The 20,500-nt window shown below is 52.8% G+C and carries 20 protein-coding genes and 1 tRNA gene; 14 read left to right on the top strand and 7 right to left on the bottom strand.

From position 1 onward, the window contains the following. Positions 1–37: 37 nt before the first annotated feature. The 5 genes from HMPREF0577_RS08175 (at position 38) to HMPREF0577_RS08155 (ending at position 4,288) form a co-directional block, all read left to right on the top strand. Positions 38–110: transfer RNA gene (locus HMPREF0577_RS08175), tRNA-Thr, on the top strand. Between the two features lie 42 nt (positions 111–152). Continuing rightward, the gene (locus HMPREF0577_RS08170; RefSeq protein ID WP_004013340.1) at positions 153–854 is read left to right on the top strand and encodes a uracil-DNA glycosylase; all 702 of its coding nucleotides are present in this window, start codon (positions 153–155) and stop codon (positions 852–854) included. A gap of 69 nt (positions 855–923) precedes the next feature. Then, entirely contained in the window at positions 924–1,586 is a 663-nt protein-coding gene (locus HMPREF0577_RS08165) for a LytR C-terminal domain-containing protein (RefSeq protein WP_004013339.1), read from the top strand. 185 nt (positions 1,587–1,771) lie between these two features. Next, positions 1,772–3,397, top strand: a complete 1,626-nt coding sequence (gene groL, locus HMPREF0577_RS08160; protein WP_004013338.1) for a chaperonin GroEL — start codon at positions 1,772–1,774, stop codon at positions 3,395–3,397. Between the two features lie 390 nt (positions 3,398–3,787). Beyond that, positions 3,788–4,288 (top strand): hypothetical protein, encoded by a 501-nt coding sequence (locus tag HMPREF0577_RS08155; protein ID WP_004013337.1) that lies wholly within the window; start codon positions 3,788–3,790, stop codon positions 4,286–4,288. Between the two features lie 110 nt (positions 4,289–4,398). Here HMPREF0577_RS08155 and HMPREF0577_RS08150 read toward each other — a convergent pair whose 3' ends face one another. From HMPREF0577_RS08150 to HMPREF0577_RS08135, 4 genes are all read right to left on the bottom strand, one after another. Next, entirely contained in the window at positions 4,399–4,689 is a 291-nt protein-coding gene (locus HMPREF0577_RS08150) for a WXG100 family type VII secretion target (protein WP_004013336.1), read from the bottom strand. Between the two features lie 141 nt (positions 4,690–4,830). Continuing rightward, a complete protein-coding gene (locus HMPREF0577_RS08145) occupies positions 4,831–5,880 on the bottom strand; it encodes an HD domain-containing protein (protein WP_004013335.1) in 1,050 nt (349 codons plus the stop codon). Between the two features lie 123 nt (positions 5,881–6,003). Then, entirely contained in the window at positions 6,004–7,623 is a 1,620-nt protein-coding gene (locus HMPREF0577_RS08140; RefSeq protein ID WP_231282639.1) for a sensor histidine kinase, read from the bottom strand. Between the two features lie 66 nt (positions 7,624–7,689). Next, complete coding sequence (locus tag HMPREF0577_RS08135; RefSeq protein WP_004013333.1) at positions 7,690–8,415, bottom strand: response regulator transcription factor; 726 nt, start codon at positions 8,413–8,415, stop codon at positions 7,690–7,692. Positions 8,416–8,645: 230 nt separating this feature from the next. Between HMPREF0577_RS08135 and HMPREF0577_RS08130 the strand changes: the two genes are divergently transcribed. From HMPREF0577_RS08130 to panD, 5 genes are all read left to right on the top strand, one after another. Then, a complete protein-coding gene (locus tag HMPREF0577_RS08130; RefSeq protein ID WP_004013332.1) occupies positions 8,646–9,662 on the top strand; it encodes a Rossmann-like and DUF2520 domain-containing protein in 1,017 nt (338 codons plus the stop codon). Between the two features lie 20 nt (positions 9,663–9,682). Then, positions 9,683–10,171 (top strand): PH domain-containing protein, encoded by a 489-nt coding sequence (locus HMPREF0577_RS08125; RefSeq protein WP_004013331.1) that lies wholly within the window; start codon positions 9,683–9,685, stop codon positions 10,169–10,171. Further along, positions 10,168–11,934 (top strand): PH domain-containing protein, encoded by a 1,767-nt coding sequence (locus tag HMPREF0577_RS08120; RefSeq protein ID WP_004013330.1) that lies wholly within the window; start codon positions 10,168–10,170, stop codon positions 11,932–11,934. Before HMPREF0577_RS08125 ends, HMPREF0577_RS08120 begins: the two co-directional genes overlap by 4 nt. Next, the gene (gene panC, locus HMPREF0577_RS08115; protein ID WP_004013329.1) at positions 11,912–12,751 is read left to right on the top strand and encodes a pantoate--beta-alanine ligase; all 840 of its coding nucleotides are present in this window, start codon (positions 11,912–11,914) and stop codon (positions 12,749–12,751) included. Before HMPREF0577_RS08120 ends, panC begins: the two co-directional genes overlap by 23 nt. Before the next feature lie 87 nt (positions 12,752–12,838). Further along, entirely contained in the window at positions 12,839–13,189 is a 351-nt protein-coding gene (panD, locus tag HMPREF0577_RS08110; RefSeq protein ID WP_004013328.1) for an aspartate 1-decarboxylase, read from the top strand. Between the two features lie 217 nt (positions 13,190–13,406). Here panD and HMPREF0577_RS08105 read toward each other — a convergent pair whose 3' ends face one another. Then, positions 13,407–13,670 (bottom strand): hypothetical protein, encoded by a 264-nt coding sequence (locus HMPREF0577_RS08105; protein ID WP_211579619.1) that lies wholly within the window; start codon positions 13,668–13,670, stop codon positions 13,407–13,409. Positions 13,671–13,779: 109 nt separating this feature from the next. On the opposite strand from HMPREF0577_RS08105, the gene lysS reads away from it, so the two are divergent. Both lysS and gluQRS read left to right on the top strand, forming a co-directional pair. Next, entirely contained in the window at positions 13,780–15,336 is a 1,557-nt protein-coding gene (lysS, locus tag HMPREF0577_RS08100) for a lysine--tRNA ligase (protein ID WP_004013326.1), read from the top strand. After that, positions 15,336–16,319 carry a tRNA glutamyl-Q(34) synthetase GluQRS gene (gene gluQRS / locus HMPREF0577_RS08095; RefSeq protein WP_081443334.1) on the top strand — a complete coding sequence of 328 codons (984 nt, stop codon included), beginning with the start codon at positions 15,336–15,338 and terminating at the stop codon, positions 16,317–16,319. Before lysS ends, gluQRS begins: the two co-directional genes overlap by 1 nt. Here gluQRS and HMPREF0577_RS08090 read toward each other — a convergent pair. Then, positions 16,258–17,412 carry an NAD(P)H-dependent glycerol-3-phosphate dehydrogenase gene (locus HMPREF0577_RS08090; RefSeq protein WP_004013324.1) on the bottom strand — a complete coding sequence of 385 codons (1,155 nt, stop codon included), beginning with the start codon at positions 17,410–17,412 and terminating at the stop codon, positions 16,258–16,260. The two genes, gluQRS and HMPREF0577_RS08090, sit on opposite strands and share 62 nt — an antisense overlap. Before the next feature lie 163 nt (positions 17,413–17,575). Between HMPREF0577_RS08090 and HMPREF0577_RS08085 the strand changes: the two genes are divergently transcribed. Then, complete coding sequence (locus HMPREF0577_RS08085) at positions 17,576–19,000, top strand: DUF1727 domain-containing protein (protein WP_004013323.1); 1,425 nt, start codon at positions 17,576–17,578, stop codon at positions 18,998–19,000. Further along, positions 18,997–19,866, top strand: a complete 870-nt coding sequence (locus HMPREF0577_RS08080; RefSeq protein WP_004013899.1) for a type 1 glutamine amidotransferase — start codon at positions 18,997–18,999, stop codon at positions 19,864–19,866. The genes HMPREF0577_RS08085 and HMPREF0577_RS08080 overlap by 4 nt, the downstream gene beginning before the upstream one ends. 4 nt (positions 19,867–19,870) lie before the next feature. Here HMPREF0577_RS08080 and HMPREF0577_RS08075 read toward each other — a convergent pair whose 3' ends face one another. Further along, positions 19,871–20,446, bottom strand: coding sequence for an NYN domain-containing protein (locus HMPREF0577_RS08075; protein ID WP_004013321.1), 576 nt, complete (start codon positions 20,444–20,446; stop codon positions 19,871–19,873). Positions 20,447–20,500: the final 54 nt, after the last annotated feature.

The raw sequence follows: 20,500 nt of genomic DNA, 5'->3' as shown, positions 1-20,500 counted from the left end.
TATCCCAAGATGTGAGAAAATCGCTATGAAAGCAACCGCCACTTTAGCTCAGTTGGTAGAGCACCCGCCTTGTAAGCGGACGGTCAACAGTTCGAGTCTGTTAAGTGGCTCCGTTCCAACGGATACCGAGTCGGTTTTCGGTGTTTCTTCGGATGATTAAACCCAGAAATAAGGATGGAACCATGAGTGGCTTGGAAAATATCATGGCACCTGATTGGGCCAAGGTGATGCAGCCAGTAGAATCCCAGATTCACGCCATGGGAGATTTCCTTCGAGCGCAAAACGCAACTGGGCGTGGGTATTTGCCTCCGGGAAAGCAAATATTCAACGCATTTACCCGGCCGATGTCTGCAGTGAAAGTACTGATTGTGGGGCAAGACCCCTATCCCACCCCGGGGCACGCTATGGGTCTCGCCTTTTCGGTAACTCCAGGTACAGAAATCCCGCGATCCTTACAAAACATCTTTAAGGAACTCGAAAGTGACCTTGGTTTTAAACCGCCCAATTCAGGGGATTTAACTCCCTGGGCGAATCAGGGAGTGATGCTACTCAATCGTTGCCTCAGCGTGCAACCCGGGGCGGCCGGTTCCCACCGGGGCAAAGGCTGGGAAGTCATCACAGAGTTCGCGATTCGAGCCCTGGCCAGTCGGAAAGATAAAGCTTTGGTGGCTATCCTGTGGGGGAATGATGCACGTTCTACCAAGCAATTCATGCCCCAGATTCCGGTTATTGAATCCGTGCATCCCTCGCCACTTTCCGCTGCTAGAGGTTTTTTCGGTTCGAGACCCTTTAGCCGAGCCAATCAGCTACTCCAAAGCTTGGGAGCCACTCCTGTGGACTGGCATCTGGCCTAATTCGGCGTGTTTAATACATTTAGGCGTGGCACATAGCAAATCCCATTCTGATTAGCTACCTTTAAAACTGTGAGTGAAGCGCAGTATCCCGAGGACGAATTCGACCGGATTGGTAAACGGCTGCCGCAAGGGGCACACCGACCCGGTCAGCCCTGGTGGCACGGGTTTTTACCCTTCGTTATTGCAGTTATTGTCGCCCCGTTACTGGCCTGGGTTATGTTACTGTTGATAAACTCCCATCCGGCGGATACCAGCACCGCCGACGTATCCTCGAAAGCTAGTCAGCCCGCAAATCAAAGTGTTTCGTCTGAGGCTACGCAAACACCTCATGAATCGGAAGCCGGAGACGAAAGCCCGGCCGCCCCGGAAAGTCCCTCTACCAGCGAAAGCCCCACGACCCCCGAAACCACGGGTACTTCGGCGGACAGCTCGAATGCTGCCCCGCAAGAGACAGAAGGGGGTAGTGTTGACAAATCCAGCTCGGTGGAGGTGTTTAATGCTTCTGGGATTAATGGTTTAGCCGCAGGAGTTAAAGCCAAAATTGTGGCTAAAGGATACGCCACGGTGACTGCCAGCAACTTTACGGGAACCAAACCCAAACAAAACACCATCTACTACTCGGCCAACCACGAAGCTCAAGCCAAAGAGATTCAACAGGTGCTGCAGATCGACATGCTGGTGCAGCAGCAAGGAATCAGTGGGGTGCAAATCGTGTTGGTCGAGAAGCTTTGAATCTGTAAAACTTGCACTCTCGAGTCTAGAGTGCAAATATTGAGTTAGCACTCGGATAAGGCGAGTGACAAAAAAGATGGTGAACGAGGTAAGTCTGCACCAGAGACAGGAACTGGTATGGTCAAGCCGTCCGTCGCGGGCGTTCCCCATCACCGCAATACTTACTCAAGCGGAGGTAAAACTAAATGGCAAAGATGATTGCCTTTCAGGAAGAGGCTCGTCGCGGCATGGAGCGCGGCCTGGACTTGCTGGCTGACACGGTGAAAGTTACTTTGGGACCCAAGGGTCGCAATGTGGTGTTGGAGAAAAAGTGGGGTGCACCCACGATTACAAACGACGGTGTATCAATCGCCAAGGAAATAGACCTGGCTGATCCCTACGAAAAGATTGGGGCGGAACTGGTCAAGGAAGTTGCTAAAAAGACTGATGATGTGGCTGGTGACGGCACCACCACCGCAACTGTTTTGGCACAGGCTATCGTGAAAGAAGGATTGCGTAACGTCGCTGCCGGAGCCAATCCGATTGCTTTGCGCCACGGTATTGAAAAGGCTGTGGATGCGGTGGTGGAACGGCTGATTGCTGATGCGGTTGAGGTCAACACCAAGGATCAGATTGCGGCTACCGCCTCGATTTCTGCCGCTAACGAGGCTATCGGCGAAATGATTGCCGAGGCCATGGAAAAGGTAGGCGAGGAAGGCGTTATCACCGTTGAAGAATCCAATACTTTCGGTTTGAACCTCGAAGTCACCGAAGGGATGCGTTTTGACCGGGGCTACATTTCCCCGTACTTTGTTACCGACGCTGATCGTCAAGAAGCCGTTCTGGAAGATGCCTACATTCTGTTGGTAGACCACAAGATTTCCACCATCAAGGACTTGGTGCCGTTGTTGGAAAAGATTATGCAGGCCGGGAAGCCATTGGCGATTGTGGCCGAGGATGTTGACGGCGAGGCATTAGCCACTCTAGTAGTCAACCGAATTCGTGGTGCCTTGAAGGCCGTGGCTGTCAAAGCACCGGGTTTTGGGGATCGTCGCAAGGCTATGCTGCAAGACATGGCGATTTTGACTGGCGGTCAGGTTGTTTCCGAAGACGTCGGTTTGAAGTTAGAAAATGTGGGTATCGAAGTACTCGGTACCGCCCGTAAGGTGGTTGTCACCAAGGATGACACCACTGTTGTTGATGGCGGGGGAGATAAGGAGCTCTTGGCGGCGCGCATCAAGCAGATTCGTGCGGAGATTGAAAAGACGGACTCTGACTATGACCGTGAAAAACTCCAGGAACGTCTGGCGAAACTTGCCGGTGGGGTAGCGGTTATCAAGTCTGGTGCAGCCACCGAGGTGGAACTCAAAGAGCGTAAGCAACGCATCGAGGATGCGGTGCGTAATGCCAAAGCTGCTAAGGAAGAAGGCCTGGTTCCCGGTGGTGGGGTGGCTTTGATTCAAGCCGCCAAGGAAGCCTTTAGCACCTTGAAGCTCGAGGGTGACGAAGCCACCGGTGCCAGTATCGTTGAAGTTGCGGTCGAAGCTCCGTTGAAGCAAATTGCTACCAATGCGGGTCTTGAAGGTGGGGTTGTGGCCGAGAAAGTTCGTAACCTGCCTAAGGGACAGGGGCTGAATGCTGCCACTGGTGTGTATGAAGACCTTCTGGCTGCTAAGGTGGCTGACCCGGTGAAGGTAACCCGTTCTGCTTTGCAAAACGCCGCTTCTATCGCAGGTTTGTTCCTGACCACCGAAGCCGTGGTTGTGGACAAACCAGAACCTCCGGCTCCAGCGCCGGCGGCTGGTGGTGACGACATGGGTGGGATGTACTAGACCACTACTCCGGTCGGTGACCGATAGCTAGATACTTTGGGCGGGACGGCTTAGGCCGTCCCGCCCAAAGTATCTAGGGCAAGATTCGGGTTAGACCTTCCCAGCGAATCGCGGGGCACCTCTTGGCGATTTAATCCAAGTTTTTGGGTATCACAATGCGTTTGAGACCTTGAATGTTAGGACAAAACCTGATTGTTTAACGTTGGAAACCTGGGGTTTTACCCAAAAAATATCGAAAAAAACCTAATAAAGCCTGAGAGCTTCCCGAAAAATAAAACTAAGGATACAATAGTATCTGTCAGGAAAAACCGCAGACCTTCACATCTACAGGGAAAAATGGTGAACTAGTCGCCAGGAAACCTGAATGAAGGCTTAGAGTTAAGGCAGGATATGATGAAACGACTGATTGGTGCAGCAATGGCGCTAGTGCTGAGCGGATTTATGGTTCCTCTAGCCGGTGCGGCCGCCCAGGCTCCCTCACCCGAATCGGTTCCGGGCAAGTCTGGTTCCTCGGTTGAATTTGTGCAGCTTGATACCCTGACCGATGGTCCACAGGTTCGCGCTCAGGGTGCTTCCTTGGCGGCTGGCGAAAACAACCAAAACCTGGGTAATGACTTGTCTGTTCCTGCCGGGCCGGAAGTTGTCGGGCAGAGCCGTCCAGTTGCTAAGTCCGGAGTTATGCCGCAAGCCCCGCAGGCCGCCCCTAAAGGTGACGTGTCGAAAATCAACCCTAATTCTCCCCGAGCTTTTGTGGCATCCCCGATTCAGTCGGTTCCTGGTGTGGTTTCGTTCCTTCTAATCATGGGGCTGTGTGTGGGCGCTGGTCTTGGAGCCGCCTGGGCTATTTCTTTGATTACCGGCAAAAAGATAGACCTCGGTTTCTCTCGCTAGAAACGTTTCCCTCTTTTGAGGAGCATCCAATAGCTGAGATAATTCTAATGAGCGGAAGGCAAAGGCCTTCCGCTCATTAGAATTATGGAGGTATTGAACACGGTTAATTCTTAGGAAACCGCAAAAAGTGAGGCTGCTTGGGATTCGGCTTGTGCATAGGTTTGGGAAGCAGTAGCTAGTTGTAAACCAATCTGGCGCAGATTATCCTCAACTACGGTTTGAGTGGCTCGCCATTGCTGCGCCAATGACTCGAAAGCGGCTGATGCCGTGCCGGTCCAGGTGGATTGCAAATTCACCAGATTCGCCATCATCGCTGAAACCTGGTTCCGAACTTCTTCCGCGCAAGCCTGGGTTTGGCTCGATGCCATCGAGACGGCTTCGCTATCGACTTGTAACTGCATATTCTTCTCCTTTACGTAGGTTTTTTAGGATGAAAGCCGTATTGGCTTTCTGATACCCAGACTAGAGAAAACTGGCCGCATGGCCTAGTAAAAAAAATTCACCCTGTGGAAACAGGGCGAAAACAATTTCTTGTGGAAAACTTACTTTTTCGGGTCTGACATGGGCTTTAATAAACTTTCCTCGGGTTTTAAGGCTTTAATAACCATGGTGTCCATAATCTCTTCGACGTTTTCCAAGCTGGACCCCAAATCAGCATCGTCTATGGGAGCCAAGGGATTCACTTCTTCCGTATCAGTGGAGTCTGTTGGGCTTGGCGTCAGAGCTTGTGTCAATCTGGTTGCTGGCTCCGCCGTCGTGTCGGTTGCCGGGGTGGCTGCTGGTTGGGTAACCACAGGGGCTTGAAATCCTACAGCACTCTTCCTCCCTTCGGCGGGTATGGATATTTTTTTGGAGGATACCTCGGAATCCTCCGAAAAATCACCAGGCTGGTGAGTCTGGGGGGATTCCGCCGGCAGCCCCCCAGCCTTTAGGAGACGTTCCTGCTCGGCTCGTATGTTTTCTCGTGCCGGTTCTTCCCAAGTACTAGCCATGTGCGTATAGAACAGTTGCGGGCGTGCCAGGAGGCTTACGATGATGCTCAGGCGCGTCTGGCGGAACTCGGCATCAGAATAAGCGTGATACTCCTGGCGAATTAAGCGCAAATAATCCAGATAATCTTCGGGATCAGCGGCTAAAACTGCTAAATCAGCATCGGATAGCACTTGGGCATCAATATCTTCATTGGATTTGTGCTGATAGAGGCTTTCAATCAAGGCTACAACCTTGGCCACAGTCTCACGGGGCATACCTACTGATTCTAATTTTTCGGCAGCAAAACGGGCGGAAGCGAGAATATCAATGCCACCTAGTCCTTGTGCTATCGCGTCTGGGGAAACATCAAAGATAGCACCGTGAAACCACGCGGCTAGCCGCAAGGCTTCAATATCGCGCGCCTGCTCGGCCAAGAACTCAACATTTTCCAGGGTGTCTTTCAAATGGGTGAGGTTGTGATAACAGCGCTCTGGTGCAGACCAAACCTGAGCCAACTGTGTGGCCAAAGCCTCTAGGTCTCCACGACTGGCGGTGGCACCCAAATTGGAACTAGACCGGGCAAAACCAGAAATGAGCCACTGAGGAACTGTCTCAGTCATACCCTCGACACCCCATCTTTCCTTTGTAAGCCGTTAGTGATTGCCCATTCGGACATCCCTGGCAACCACGCCAGTATATCTTGAATCAAAGTTTCGGGGTAACTTAGCCCCAAATACCTTCATTTAGGTATTTGGTGGTGGGGGCGGTGGCGGGGGTGGGGTTGGTTTTGACCGGGTATGCATGGTGCTTTCCGCTGGTACATGAGGTGCCTGACAGGGCAGCTTGATGCGGACGGTAGCCCCACCACCCGGGGTGGTCAGCATCGCCACCGTGCCGTTATGTGCCGAAACGATTCCCGAGACAATGGCTAAGCCCAAACCGGTACCGCCCGTGGTGCGAACCCTCGAAGCATCGGCGCGGAAAAAACGCTCGAATACTTTCTCGGCATTCTCCGGATCTACCCCTAAACCATGGTCACGAACTTCAATAACGGCACAGCGTTGATAAGCCGGAATCTTAGAAGCCTCCGAGACCCGTAGGTTACGTCCCATTTCATCGGGCCACATGCGGTAGCCAACCGCAATTTCCACGGCGGTACGCGGTGGTGTGTGCTGACGTACATTGGACAACAGATTCGCAATTACCTGAGAAATTTTTTCTGAATCAACCACCGCGTACACCGGTAGCACATCTTCGATACTTTCGTTACCTAAATTCAACAGCGCCACGGGGCGTTCGGGATCAATCACCGTCTGGTCGGAAAGTGCATTGCGTGCAATCGCAGTCAAATCGGTGCGTTCAAATACCATGGGACGGCGTTCGTCTAGACGTGCTAAAGTCAGTAAATCTTGTACCATGTTTCCCATGCGGGTAGCCTCTGACTCGATTCGAGCCATGACTTCGGCTTGCCGTTCCGGCTCCACCCCACCCATCCGGTATAACTCTGCGTAGCCTCTGATAGCGGCGGTGGGAGTGCGCAGTTCATGAGACGCATCCGAAACAAAACGGCGCATTTTTCGTTCGGAGAGCTCCACAGCTGAGAACGCCTGTTCCAAGTGCGAAAGCATGATGTTTAGTGAGTTTGAGAGGGAACCCACTTCGGTGGTGGTAGGAGCCGGAGGGATACGTTTGCTCAAATCCCCCGCCGCGATTTTATTCGCCACGCTTTCTATCTGATGCAGAGGTCTAAACGCCCGTCCTACTAAAATGTTGCTCAAAAATGTGCCAACCATGGCGATAATCAGGGTGGAAATCATCACGGTAATGGTCAAAGCCTGAATCATGTTCTTTTGTGGAGCCATCGACAGCCCTACCGTCACTGCCCCTGCAACCTTTTTATTTTGGGTCAGCATGATAGAAAGAATCCGCCAGTTTTGCCCCTCCTTAGTTGAAGGTACGGTGGTACCTGGCATTATCAGGGAAGAAGAAGTGGCGATAGCGGGAATATCTTTTTCGGTAGGCAGGGAGCTGAAAGTAGGCACCCCCGCCTCACGTTTGGTGGTGTCGGTGACAAACTCACGGTCAGGTTTGTTAAAGCTCTTCATGAAATGCACATAGACGTAATAGTCATTGGGCAGCATTTTGTATAGTTGTGAGTAGTCTTCGAGATTAGCCGCATTGGGGCCAAGCACCCGTGCCGCCGCCGAGAGTTGGGCATCTTGCTGATTCGTCAGATAGGTACTGAGAGACACGATGGTGACAATTCCACCAGTGGCTAGGGCAATCAGCATAGAGAGGGCAAACAGCACCGTTAATCTGGTCGTCAAAGCCAGAGAATTCCACGTTTTAGTCGGTGCTCGCACTGGCTGCCCCTTTGCGCTGTTAGAAGGTCAAAACATTTTCGTAACCATGGGTGATTGCGAACGATTCTATTCGTTGGGATCGCGCAGCAGATAGCCCACTCCGCGACGGGTTTGAATCAGCGATGGGGGGATATTCCCGTGTTCATCAGGCACATCTAGTTTGCGCCGCAGATAGGAAATGTATGATTCCACAATCGCTGCATCGCCTTCCCAATCGTATTCCCACACATGGTCGAGAATCTGGGATTTGGATACTACACGTCCCTCGTTGACCATCAAATAACGCAGCAGCTTAAATTCGGTGGGGGACAAATCAATGAGTTTTCCGTTGCGATGCACCTCGTAGAGATTGTCATCCAGCTCCAAATCTGCTACCCGCAGCAGTGGCTGCTCTGAAGAACCGTGTTTGGTGCGACGCAAAATCGCGTTGATACGCGCCACAACTTCTTCCAGCCCGAAAGGTTTGGTGACGTAGTCGTCACCGCCGGCCTGCAGTCCCTCTACCTTGTCGCGCATGTCGTCTTTAGCGGTCAGGAACAGGATTGGCATATCAATCCCGGCGGCGCGAAGTTTTCGGGTGACCGTAAAGCCGTCCATATCAGGCAGCATTACATCAAGAATCACCAAATCGGGTTTCTCAGTGGTGGCTAAACGCAAGGCTTCGGTGCCATCTCCGGCGCTAAACACTTCATATCCGGCGAATCGGAGCGATGATGCCAAAAGATCACGAATATTTGGTTCATCGTCAACAACGAGAAGACGTGCTTCAGTCACTGCAGGTTCCATAACCATCCCTCTAACTCGGTAGCTTTGCTTTGAACTTCGGTTTCGCACCCCCCTCAGGATACTCTATCGCTGGGTACAAAAACGGGCAAAGCGCTTAAGTCAATCCTAGTAGCAAATGGTGGGTAATGGTTGAATCTGGAGGCAGTTTCGGGTGCTTTGGGTTCATGAGGTGCTAACGGGACTCCGTCTCGAAGTGAGATTACCCCACGAGGTTTCGAGGGTTTAGCATTTGGGTTATGAACCAAGATTTTGAACCCGAGTGTGCCCAGACCCCGATGGCAGCAATCGCGCCCCCGATATCGGTGCCGATTACTCGCAGCGCTACCCTAAATTTCGGAGTTATCGGGATGGGCGCGGTGGGACCAGTATTGGCGGCTGCCTGGAAACAGGCGGGGCATAATCTGGTGGGGGTTACCGCGCGTTCCGCAGGTTCCCGAGAACGCGCGGCGGCCATGCTGCCAGGGGTGCAATTTGTTTCACCCCAGGAACTTTGCGCCCAAGTGGATTTGCTGGTGTTTACGGTGCGAGATATTGAGTTGGCGGATTTGGTCGAAAACCTCGCTTCGCAGGGGGTTTTTCGTACCGGACAGCTGGTGGCTCACACTGCTGGCGCCTTTGGCTTAGAGGTTCTATCTCCGGCTGCGGAATCCGGAGCCATTCCTTTGGCTTTACACCCAGCGCAAACATTCTCGGGAACATCCTTGGATCTAGCTCGCCTGCATGGATGCTTCTGGGCGGTAAACGCACCCTTAGCGTTGCTGCCGGTAGCTCAGGCTTTAGTGTTGGATATTGGGGGAATCCCACGAGTGTTGGCGGATGGAGCCCGCCCGCTTTACCATGCTGCCCTGGCGCATGGGGCGAATCACCTGGTCACCTTGGTGACGCAAACGCTTCGGGCACTTCAAGTGGCGGGAATTGAAGATTCGGCTAGTTTCGCGCAGCCTCTCATGAAAGCAGCTTTGGAACGAGCGTTACAAGAAGGGGAAGCAGGACTGTCCGGCCCCATCAGCCGCGGGGATGCCCCCACCATAGCCAAACATCTGCGGGCTTTAGAAAACGGGCAATGGCGCGATTCCGAAGATTTAGACCCGGCCTTGCCCCGAGATGACCTTGCCGATTTACCCAGTACTTACCGTGCCCTGGCTGCAGCCACTGCCGCGCGGATATTGAATCGTGGGGGGATAAACGAGTTGCAATACAAACAAATTGAAGGCATTCTAGGGAATTGTGCTCCTGCCAGGCAAGAAAGGTAAATAGTAGCTAAGATGGAGCTATGGACGCAGATATATTTAACCCTGCTGGGGTGAAATTCAAGCCGATTTCGCTGAAATCTATTAGTGCTCGCTACATAGTGTTGTTTATTTGGATTGCCGTTATTGCTATCGCTATCGCGTTAGGGGCTTTTTTTTCACACCAGCCCTTAATCTATACTGCGGAAGCCGTTCCTGCTGTGTTGTTGATATGGCGGATGTGGTTGATTCCACGCCAAGTGCGTGCCTGGGGCTATGCTGAAGGGGAAAAAGATCTTTACATCCGCCGGGGTATCATGTTCAGGAAAATGTGGGCGGTTCCTTACGGGCGGATGCAATTTGTGGATGTGACCCAAGGTCCCATAGATCGGATGTTTAGGATTGCTGATGTGAGCTTGAAAACAGCGTCCGCAGAATCCGATGCTTCTATTCCAGGATTGCCGCGAGAGGAAGCCGATCGAGTTCGTGTGATTTTGACCGAACGTGGCGAAGCATTGCGGGCGGGATTATGAGTGAGAGTATTTCCCTTAACAGCGGTATTTCACCTGATTCCCCCAACGATAAACCCGTTTTGGAGGCGGGTTCCGCGCAGCATTCTGTACCAGAAGGTACAGAGGTGCCTTTGGATGTTAGGGTCGCTGCATCTGAGGCAAATCTTGTTCGGGATGCGGATTGGAAGCGGGTGCATCCTTTTACCCCGTTAGCGGATTCCTGGGCTATCATCGCAGCTTTATTTTTAGCGTTAGGTAGCCAGTTACAGGACAAAGATATTTGGGAAATGCTGAAGTATGTTGGACATACTGGACAGCTCGTATGGCCTTTTCTGCTTTTCGTGGGGGGCATAATCCTGGTTTTAGTGCTAGTAGTGCTCTACAGCTACCTGGAGTGGCGGGTTACCAAATACGCTATTACCGACCAAGCGGTATTGTTCCGCAAAGGCTTGATTTCTAAGAAAGAACGCCATATGCGTTTGAATCGCATCCAAGCAGTGGATGTGATAGCACCCCTGCTGCCACGATTGTTGGGTTTGGCGAAACTACACGTGGATTCGGCGGGAGCCTCGGGATCCGAGATAGACATAGCGTATTTGAAAGTTTCGCAATGTCAAGATTTGCGTGCCGAAGTGCTGGCCAAAGCTGCCGGTTTAAAGACGCAATCCGCTAATTCCGCAACTGGTGATGTGAAAGCCTTGGAGGTGGCATCCTCGGGCATTGTGGGGGATTTACCCGCTGCTGCCATGCAGGCTCCAGAGGTGCCCCTTTACGAGATTCCCACCGGTATGCTGATTGAATCTAGACTGCGATCCATCAGCACCTGGGTGTATATCGGATTGGTTGCGGTATTTATTCTTGGACCAATCTGGCCGGCTCTGATGGTTTATCTGTCCGGGAAAGAAGAGAACCTAACCGCCGCCCTTATCGCTACTCCAGCAATGATTGTCGGGGTAGTGGTGGTGCTATCCGGGGTGGTTGGCTCGATTATCAGAGATTTAAACAAAGGATGGAACTTTACTGCGGCCATGTCGCCAGATGGAATTCGCTTGCGACACGGACTGACCACTCATGATGCCCAAACCATTCCCCCTGGGCGAGTTCACGCCGTAGTACTCGAACAGCCTTTCCTGTGGCGTGGCAAAGACTGGTGGAAGGTAGAACTGACTATGGCGGGTTATCAAGGCAATGACCAAGCCAAGAAAAACACCAGCTCTCATGTGTTACTGCCGGTGGGAACTCGCCAACAGGCCTTGCAGGCTTTGTGGATGATGGAGCGGAACCTGGGGGTGGTTACTGACCTTGATGGACAAGAAATTGGAACAGCTGGTACAGACCTTTTGGAAACCATGATGTACGGTTCTGGGGCGGCACCGGGTATGTTTGTGCCTCCGCGTCGTGACCGCTGGTTGGACTGGATTACCTGGAATCGCAAGGCAGCCATGGTGACCACCACGATGATAATGATTCGTGATGGGCGAATTACCCACCGGGTTTCTTTCGTGCCACATTCCCGGATGCAATCGGTAGCAATCGACCAAGGACCGCTGGAACGGTATCTAAAGCTAGCGAATGTGCATCTGCACCTGGTGCCAGGTGTGGTTCCCACTTGGGTGTATCATCTCGAAGAATCCCAGGCCGAGCGATTGTGGGAATTGCAGGTACGTCATGCGGATATGGCTCGGGAGAAAGAACCGCCTGCGGAGTGGATGAAACGCATTGTCAATGCCTTTACCAAACAATCTGAGGAGACGAAAACCAATGCAAATACTGAAAACGCGTGAGGAACTTGCAGCTTGGCGCGAGACTGTATCTGGAACGCTTGGTCTAGTTATGACCATGGGAGCATTACATGAAGGGCACCTGGAGCTGGTGCGAGCCGCCCAGGACTTTGCTGACACGGTCTTAGTTACCGTGTTTGTGAATCCCACCCAGTTTGCCCCGGGTGAGGACTTTGAAACTTACCCGCGCGACCTGGAAAGCGACGCTGAAAAACTCCGTCAAGAAGGCGTGGATGCGTTGTTTGCCCCTACTCCTGAGGTAATGTACCCCGAAGGCGAGGCGCAAGTGCGCTTTGATCCAGGACCGGCCGCGAAGATTCTGGAAGGAAAAACCCGTCCCACTCACTTTGCTGGCGTACTGTTGGTGGTCGGGAAAATGTTCCACCTGACCCGCCCAGATATTGCCTGTTTTGGCAGGAAAGATGCCCAGCAGTTGGCAATCGTCACTCAGATGGTGAAGGATTTGGACTTTTCGGTACAAATTGTGCCGGTGGAAATCTGTCGCGAAGAAGACGGCTTAGCCATGAGCTCGCGCAACCGGTATCTGTCCACCGCACAACGCGAGACTGCCTTGGAACTGTCGCGTAGCCTACAGTGGGGTGTGGAAAACGCCGGGGAATACGGCTCACAGGCTCTGGCAAGCGCGGTTCATGAGCGGCTAGCCGCAGTTCCGGGCATTGAAGTGGACTATGTGGCTTTGGTAGACTCCGAGGGATATGTGCCGATTACACAGGCGGGCTATCACGGGAAAGCCACCTTGGCTCTTGCTGCCAAGGTTGGGAACACCAGATTGATAGATAATGTGGATTTGTGGATGTAAGACAACAGGGGCTGGCACCTCATGAATCCGTACTTTTGTGAAAACGGAGCCCTGCCGTAACCTATAAACGCGAAACAAGGGGGAAACATGCGGATGCGCACCATGATGAGCGGGAAAATTCACCGTGCCACGGTAACCGATGCCGACATTAATTATGTGGGGTCTATTACTGTAGACGAGGAACTTTTGGAGCGCGCTGATATTTTGCCTGGAGAGCGAGTGGATGTGGTGGACATCAATAATGGCACTCGACTGACTACATACACGCTGGCTGGAAAACGTGGCAGCGGCACAATCCAGATGAACGGGGCGGCCGCCAGACTGATACAACCTGGAGATCTCGTAATCATCATTGCCTACGCCACCTTGGACGACGAAACCGCGCGCAGTTTCGAGCCGTGCGTAGTTCATGTAGATAATGAAAATCATCCTTGCTAGTTTGCTGTTAATTCGTAGAATGGGTGTGTAGCCCAAACGGATTTAAGCACAAACTGAAGACGGTTTGCCCCACCCCAGAACCTGGGGGATATCCGAAACCAGACACAAGCAAAGAAGTATCAATGGCGCACACGGTAAGATGAAAGCCTGTCCCTCGTTAGCGCCGAAAAACTTGTGGAAAATCGCGGGAAACCCTCGAGGCAGATAAGGCCAGGACTTAGTCCAGATTCAAGAACAAGTGTTCCAAATGTCTGATGTTTTCGGTCTTTTCCGTCTCGGAGGCACCCGCAGTTCCTTGCAAACTGGACACCATCAGGGCGAAACTGGCTCGATCCAGCTGCTTGGAACAACTGTTCAACTTTGTGATTAGGGTAGCAGCATCCGGGTGGCGGTCAACCATGGCGAAAATCTCGTCTAAGTTCTGCCTGGCTTCAAGCAAACGCGCCAGGAACGTGTCTGTGTCCGTTTTATCTAAATGCATTTTTTCCTCTGCTAGTGCCTTGCCGGGATGCGGGTGCTTTAAAAGGATTTTACCCACGTCTTCAACCGTGTAAAGGGTTTTTAGGGCGAGAAAGATGGATTAGACTGGGATGGTGGCTAATAATCAAACTGTGAACAAAGAAACAATGGCGAGCGCAAACCCGGAACCTGGTGATGATGCTCCCGAGCAGATGCGGATACGCGCCGAAAAACGCGCCCGGATGCTCGGAGCTGGCAACACACCCTATCCGGTTCATGTAGATATCACCACAACCATCACCGAGATTCGTGAAAAATACCCGAATCTCGAGGCCGGCGAAGAGACCGATGACCTGGTAGGAGTGGCTGGTCGGGTACGGCTAATGCGCTCCTCGGGCAAACTCGCTTTCGCTACCTTGCAGGAAGGCAACGGGAACACCATTCAAATCATGATATCTCAAGGGGAAATCGGATCCGATTCTCTTGCGGCGTACAAAACAGATGTAGACCTTGGTGATCACCTCTATGTTCACGGGAGAGTGATTAGCTCCAAACGTGGTGAACTGTCTATTTTTGTTGATAAATGGCAGCTGACATGCAAATCTTTGCGTCCCTTGCCGAAAACCTATACCAACGACAAAGGAGAGGAAGTCACCCTGTCGGAAGACACTCGGATACGCCAGCGTTACCTAGATATGATTACCCGCCCTGCCGCCCGAGACATGGTGCGAAATCGTGCTAGGGTGGTGCAGTCCTTGCGGCGTTACCTCGATGAATGCGGGTATATCGAAGTAGAAACCCCGATGCTGCAAGTGATTCACGGTGGGGCAGCAGCCAGACCCTTTGAAACCCATATGAATGCCTATGATATGCAACTATATTTGCGTATCGCCCCGGAGCTGTTCTTGAAACGATGCCTGATTGGGGGAATTGACAGGGTTTTTGAGATTAATCGTAACTTCCGCAACGAAGGCGCGGATTCCTCGCATTCACCAGAGTTTACAATGATGGAAGCCTACTGTGCCTACGGGGATTATCACCAAATAGCGGATTTAACTCGCGAAATGATTCAACGCTGCGCCCGTGAAGTTTATGGTACCGAAGTAGTGACCCTCAATGAGGGGCAGAAATTTGACTTGTCCGGGACTTGGCGGTGGATGGATTTATACGGTTCTTTATCGGAGGCTTTGGGACAGCAAATTGATGTCAATACTCCACGTGATGCTCTGGTGAAAATCGCAGGAGAACATGACATCGAAGTGGAGGACTACCATGTGACTGGCAAGATTGTCGAAATGCTGTGGGAAACCCTGGTTGGAGATCAAATCTGGGAGCCTACCTTTGTGGCGGATTTCCCCGAAGACACCTCTCCGTTGGTCAAGGGGCACCCCGAGAAGCCTGGCCAGGTGCAAAAATGGGATTTGATTATTCGCGGCTTCGAAGTGGCCACCGGGTACTCGGAACTAAACGACCCGGTAATTCAGCGAGCAAGATTCGAAGCACAGTCCCTTGACGCTGCCAAAGGGGATCCCGAAGCCATGCAGTTAGACGAGGACTTTCTGGTGGCTATGGAACACGGTATGCCACCAGCTGGTGGCATGGGCATGGGGCTCGACCGGTTGCTTATGACCTTGACCGGGCTAGGAATCCGTGAAACCATCACCTTCCCTCTGGTTAAACCAATCTGATGCCTGGAGCCGGCAGATTCGCTCCCAGTCCCAGCGGGCGGATGCATTTCGGGAACCTCCGCACCGCCGTAGCGGCGTATCTTTTTGCCCAAACTACTTCCCGGCAATTCCTGGTTCGTGTCGAGGATATCGACACTGGTCGTTCGCGTTCTGAATACGCTGCGGCAGGATTACAAGATTTGCGGGCACTGGGATTGGAATCCGAATTACCAGTGGTATACCAGTCGGAACGCCACACACTTTACGAGACCGCTTTGGAACGACTGATACAAAAAGGCTTGGTGTACGAGTGCTACTGTTCCCGGTCGGATATCGCAGCTGCGGCTAGCGCTCCGCACGGAAAACCGGGAATATACCCAGGAATCTGCAGGGATTTGCCGCAAGCTGTGCGAACTACGAAACGGCGGGAATTGGCACAAAAAGGTCGTCAGCCAGCTTTACGGTTGCGTGCTCCTGAGGGGGTCGAGTTCCAGGTACAAGACGATTTGCTGGGTACCATCACCGGGATGCTCCACGATTATGTGTTGCGTCGCAGTGATGGGGACTGGGCCTATCAACTGGCTGTGGTGGTTGACGATATGGAGCAGGGCGTTGACCAGGTGGTGCGGGGAATGGATTTGTTCTCCTCGGCGCCTGTTCAGGCCTGGCTAACGGAAACCCTGGGCGGCGCAGCACCCCGATACGCGCACATACCGTTGGTATTGAACGGAAATGGCCAGCGTCTCGCCAAACGGGATGGTGCAGTAACACTGCCGGAATTGTGCGCCCAAGGTTGGGACAATCGAGGGGTGCTACTGCGGATTTTATCCAGTCTAGGCTGGGAAGAAGCCGCTAATTCCCGCTGGCGGGATTACTCGATTCCAGAAATACTGGAACAGGCGGTACATTCCTGGAATCCACGAATGGCACCTCATGAACCCGTCATTTTCGGTGGAAACGACGGAAAATTCGCGAAATTCTCCACGGTAAATGCGAACCGGTAGGCTTCCACTCTCGACTCCAAGTTCCGGCGTATGATTTTATCTGTTCCTCGGCCGGATAAGCCGGCAGAGCCGCGTTAACCAACACAGTTCGGATATCCACCTCGCCGGCTACTGCGGCAGCCACCGCCTGGAGCAATGGGAGCTGTTCCAATAAATCGGGAACCCGTTGTTCCACTAGTTTCAACGCCAAAGGCGTGGTGGGAACACCCTCGACCGTATGCCCTGCTGCCCGCATTTGAGCCTCGGCATCCCGGGGATGCTCACCGCGCCCCAAGCGCATTCCAAAAAATTTATTGCGTCCCGAAACCCCCGTGACCTCTAAATCTCCCACCCCGGCCAGGCCGATAGCGGTTTCTTTGCGTCCCCCCATGGCTTCACACACCAGGGACATTTCGCGAAGCGCTTGAGCGAAAACCGCCGCACGCAAATTGGACTGAGGGGCACCCGTGGCCTCTTGGACACCCTCCGTCACCCCCAAGGCAATCGCATAGACATTCTTCAAAGGAGCCAGCACCTCGATTCCCGCCACATCATCGGTGGGAAAGGCACGGTAATAATCAGTGCGTACCGCTCGGGCATAATGTACTGCCGCCCCCAAATCATCGCAGGCAAATACGGTGGCTGTAGGTTCAGAAAGTGCGCACTGCCGAGCAATCACCGGTCCGCCGATAGACAACACCGGCGGTAACGTCGCGCCTTCGGCCGCAGCAATCTTTGACATCGCTTCGGCTAACAGTAAAATCTGCCCTTCCGAGGTTTCCACGAAGCCCTTTGTAGTCAGCCACACAGCCCGCACCCGGTCAAAATAGGGCGCGAGACGTTTGGTAATAGCCGGAAGACCGACCGAAGCCACACAAATAGCCAGCACTTCTGATCCGCGTATCGCGGCCTCAAGCTGACGTGACCGAAAAGTTTTTACATGCGGCGCCAGGGGGGCTTTAGTCGCGGGATGCGGTTTGCCAGCCGCATAAGTATCCAGAACCGCATCATCAAACTCGGTTCCCCACAGAGAAACGTCCCAACCCGTGTCTATCAACGGACGACACAGTGCCGAACCCATCGCGGAAGCGCCGATAACTGCTATTTTTGCCATATCTACACTCTAGCGCTTTCTGTCCGGTATATCGGCCAGGTATCCAGGATGTTTAACGGGATAAACAACGATTCCGCCGTATTTTGTATCGAACGATACAAATTTTGGTGGCGGGCTGGGAATTATCGGAAAGTAGCGTGTGTTTAGCGGTAGGATTTCCCTTATGCTGCATCACACTGTTGCCTTGAGCGCGCGCGACCATTTCGCTATCTTCCTGGGACGTTTCGCGGCCAGAGCTTCACGCCTTACTGGGCATGGCAGCGGTGGGATGATAGGAGGGGAGGTTGCGATGCGGGTTGCCCCGAGGTTGCTGGAACACTTGGCTCGCGGTAAACGTATCGCGCTGATTACCGGCACCAACGGGAAAACTACTACCACTCGGATGCTGTTTCAAGCCTTAAAAACCCAATCCGAAGTAGCCTCTAATCAGGGCGGGGACAATATGACGGCGGGGATTCTAAACGCCTTGATACGTTGCCCCCAAGCTCCGCTTGCCGTTTTAGAAGTTGACGAAATGCACCTGCAAACCGTGGCACAAGCCACTAAGCCAGCGGTGATTGTCTTACTAAATCTGTCTCGAGATCAGCTGGATCGAGTGGGGGAAATAGCAGTAATAGAACGCAAAATCCGCCAGGCCGTAAACGAAAATCCCCAGGCACAAGTGGTGGTAAATGTGGATGACCCCCTCATGACCTCGGCGGCTTGGGATGCGTCTCAGCCGGTGTGGGTAGCTGCCGGTAAAGGTTGGAGCGGGGATTCCCTAACTTCGCCGCGCACCGGTGGGGCGATTATCTACACTTCGTCCCCGCCAAAATTGGGCACAGAAACAGCTGGGACAGAGGGCAGAGAATTAGCTGATAGCGTGGAACCGCTTGCTTCGGGTAGTGACACTTTGGTGTACTGGCAATCCGTGCCTATAAATACTTTGCTTTCATTAGGTGATAGTCGGAAACTTGAAGCAAACCCCGAGGTTTTCGCCCGACCGAGTCCCCGTTGGATTTGGCGTGCAGACAGTTTCGCCGCCGGCGATAAGCTCTGCGCCATAAATATCCAGTCACATACCGAGACCGAGTTCAGCGTCAATCTTCCAGGTCGAGCCAATCGCAGCAATGCGCTACAGGCTTTGGTGGCTGCCTTGGCGTTAGGCGCAGATGCATCCGAGGCAGCACAGGGTATTTCGAAGGTGCAAAACGTGGCTGGACGCTATGCCCAGCTCGATATCAAGGGGCGTAAAGTTCGGATATTACTGGCCAAGAACCCCGCCGGGTGGATGGAATCTCTGACGATGTTGAACCCAGATGCCCGGCTGATTGTAGGAATAAACGGGCAGCGTGCCGATGGCATAGATTTATCCTGGCTCTGGGATGTAGATTTTGAACGTTTACAGGGCAAAGCCGTTATCGCAACCGGGGAACGGGCAGCGGATTTGCAGGTGCGTCTCAACTATGCAGGGTTGGAAACCATCTGGGCATCTCGGCCAGAAGATGCTTTGGAAAAGGTGGAACCTGGAGCCGTAGACATGTTGCTCAACTATACGGCTTTTCGAGATGCCTGTGCTGATTTTCGGGCGAAAGGATGGATGCCATGAGCCTTCCTGATGTCTTTAAAACCTCAACCTTGCGTATCGGGGTGCTCCTGCCGGAAGTGTTGGGTACCTACGGTGATGGGGGCAATGCGGTGGTATTGGCGAGGCGCAGTGAATTACGCGGTGTCCCAGCTGAAATTCAGCGTATTGGGGTTACAGAGTCTATTCCAGACAGCCTGGATATTTATACCTTGGGTGGAGGCGAAGATGTGGCGCAAACTATTGCCTCACGTCGGCTTCAACAGGAAAAAGGACTTTACCGAGCGGTACAAAATGGGTGTCCAGTTTTGGCTATCTGCGCAGCCTTTCAAATCCTGGGGGACTGGTATACAGATTCTCGCGGTGAACGTAGCCCCGGGGTAGGAATCCTGGATGCGGTGACTCTTCCGCAAGGAGCACGTGCTATCGGAGAGCTGGTAACCTCGGCGCGAGAACTTGATTTAGGAGTGAGCTTGAGTGAGGCTTTAACAGGATTCGAAAATCATGGAGGATCAACCGTTTTAGGTTCTCAGGCGCAGCCTTTGGGTTTCGTGCAAGCCGGGGTAGGTAATGGCCAACCCGGTGTGGCGCCAGAGCTTGATGACGGTATCAGCCGGGAAGCGCGAACCAGTCCCGAACATGGACTCACGGTGGAAATTCCCGACGGATACCGGGCTTTCCAGGATGGTAAACCTATCGAAGGTGCGGTACAAGGATCGATTATTGCTACCTATATGCACGGACCCTGTCTGGCACGTAATCCGCAACTGGCTGATTTACTGCTGGCACGCGCGTTTGGAACAAGTATTCCAGATTTGCCGTCAATGGAGGAAATCCCCGGGGTGCGACGTTTGCGCCAAGAACGCTTGGCAGCGGCGGGACTTAAATAGCGCCTCAGATAAAGGCTGCCGGATTGTAATCGTCGAGGTTTATTACCTGGATGCGTGGCAGTGGAGCGTTAAAAGCGTGAATCTCGCGTTCTAGGTCAATAATTTTTAAGCCCTGTTCCTCAAGAGAACGCAGCTCACCACTTAGGAATTCGTCGAACCCCACCACGGCCACCCGGTGCCCGTTACGTAACAAAGTCTGTAGTTGCGGTTCAAAGTCGCCATCGTGAGAAACCAAAACAATATTACCTTCACCCCTGGCGGCAATAGCATCCAGGGTGCGCTGGATGCCAACGTCCACCACCTGCTCGGTTCCTTCGGAAGACAGCGGAATGGGAAGATAGTTCATAGCTAAGAGTGCCTGGACAAAGGTCATGGGCATGTGTGCGGTGGCGTTGAGAAAAAACAGTGCCTTGGTTTCACCGGCGTTGTTTTCTGCTACGTAGTCTCGAACCCGATCCCAGCGAGGACGTTCGTCGGGATCGGGACGTCTTTGTAACACGCTCAAGCCTAGGGTTGCGTCGATGTTCTCGCCATCAACCAGTAAATAGGTAATTTCTTCTTCGGGTATTTGTAGTTTCATGCTGGATTATTTTCAACCTATACATAGAGTTTTTGTTCAATTTATACGGATTTA

The sequence above is a fragment of the Mobiluncus mulieris ATCC 35243 genome (assembly GCF_000160615.1).
Lineage (GTDB): Bacteria > Actinomycetota > Actinomycetes > Actinomycetales > Actinomycetaceae > Mobiluncus > Mobiluncus mulieris.
This window is presented reverse-complemented; position numbering and strand designations above follow the sequence as displayed.

Excerpts from the sequence above, each read along its gene's own strand:
- HMPREF0577_RS08170 (WP_004013340.1), top strand. The coding sequence starts at position 153 with ATGATTAAACCCAGAAATAAGGATGGAACCATGAGTGGCTTGGAAAAT.
- groL (WP_004013338.1), top strand. The coding sequence starts at position 1,772 with ATGGCAAAGATGATTGCCTTTCAGGAAGAGGCTCGTCGCGGCATGGAG.
- HMPREF0577_RS08155 (WP_004013337.1), top strand. The coding sequence starts at position 3,788 with ATGATGAAACGACTGATTGGTGCAGCAATGGCGCTAGTGCTGAGCGGA.
- HMPREF0577_RS08150 (WP_004013336.1), bottom strand. The coding sequence starts at position 4,689 with ATGCAGTTACAAGTCGATAGCGAAGCCGTCTCGATGGCATCGAGCCAA.
- HMPREF0577_RS08145 (WP_004013335.1), bottom strand. The coding sequence starts at position 5,880 with ATGACTGAGACAGTTCCTCAGTGGCTCATTTCTGGTTTTGCCCGGTCT.
- HMPREF0577_RS08135 (WP_004013333.1), bottom strand. The coding sequence starts at position 8,415 with ATGGTTATGGAACCTGCAGTGACTGAAGCACGTCTTCTCGTTGTTGAC.
- HMPREF0577_RS08130 (WP_004013332.1), top strand. The coding sequence starts at position 8,646 with ATGAACCAAGATTTTGAACCCGAGTGTGCCCAGACCCCGATGGCAGCA.
- HMPREF0577_RS08125 (WP_004013331.1), top strand. The coding sequence starts at position 9,683 with ATGGACGCAGATATATTTAACCCTGCTGGGGTGAAATTCAAGCCGATT.
- HMPREF0577_RS08120 (WP_004013330.1), top strand. The coding sequence starts at position 10,168 with ATGAGTGAGAGTATTTCCCTTAACAGCGGTATTTCACCTGATTCCCCC.
- panC (WP_004013329.1), top strand. The coding sequence starts at position 11,912 with ATGCAAATACTGAAAACGCGTGAGGAACTTGCAGCTTGGCGCGAGACT.
- panD (WP_004013328.1), top strand. The coding sequence starts at position 12,839 with ATGCGGATGCGCACCATGATGAGCGGGAAAATTCACCGTGCCACGGTA.
- HMPREF0577_RS08105 (WP_211579619.1), bottom strand. The coding sequence starts at position 13,670 with ATGCATTTAGATAAAACGGACACAGACACGTTCCTGGCGCGTTTGCTT.
- lysS (WP_004013326.1), top strand. The coding sequence starts at position 13,780 with ATGGTGGCTAATAATCAAACTGTGAACAAAGAAACAATGGCGAGCGCA.
- gluQRS (WP_081443334.1), top strand. The coding sequence starts at position 15,336 with ATGCCTGGAGCCGGCAGATTCGCTCCCAGTCCCAGCGGGCGGATGCAT.
- HMPREF0577_RS08090 (WP_004013324.1), bottom strand. The coding sequence starts at position 17,412 with ATGGCAAAAATAGCAGTTATCGGCGCTTCCGCGATGGGTTCGGCACTG.
- HMPREF0577_RS08085 (WP_004013323.1), top strand. The coding sequence starts at position 17,576 with ATGCTGCATCACACTGTTGCCTTGAGCGCGCGCGACCATTTCGCTATC.
- HMPREF0577_RS08080 (WP_004013899.1), top strand. The coding sequence starts at position 18,997 with ATGAGCCTTCCTGATGTCTTTAAAACCTCAACCTTGCGTATCGGGGTG.
- HMPREF0577_RS08075 (WP_004013321.1), bottom strand. The coding sequence starts at position 20,446 with ATGAAACTACAAATACCCGAAGAAGAAATTACCTATTTACTGGTTGAT.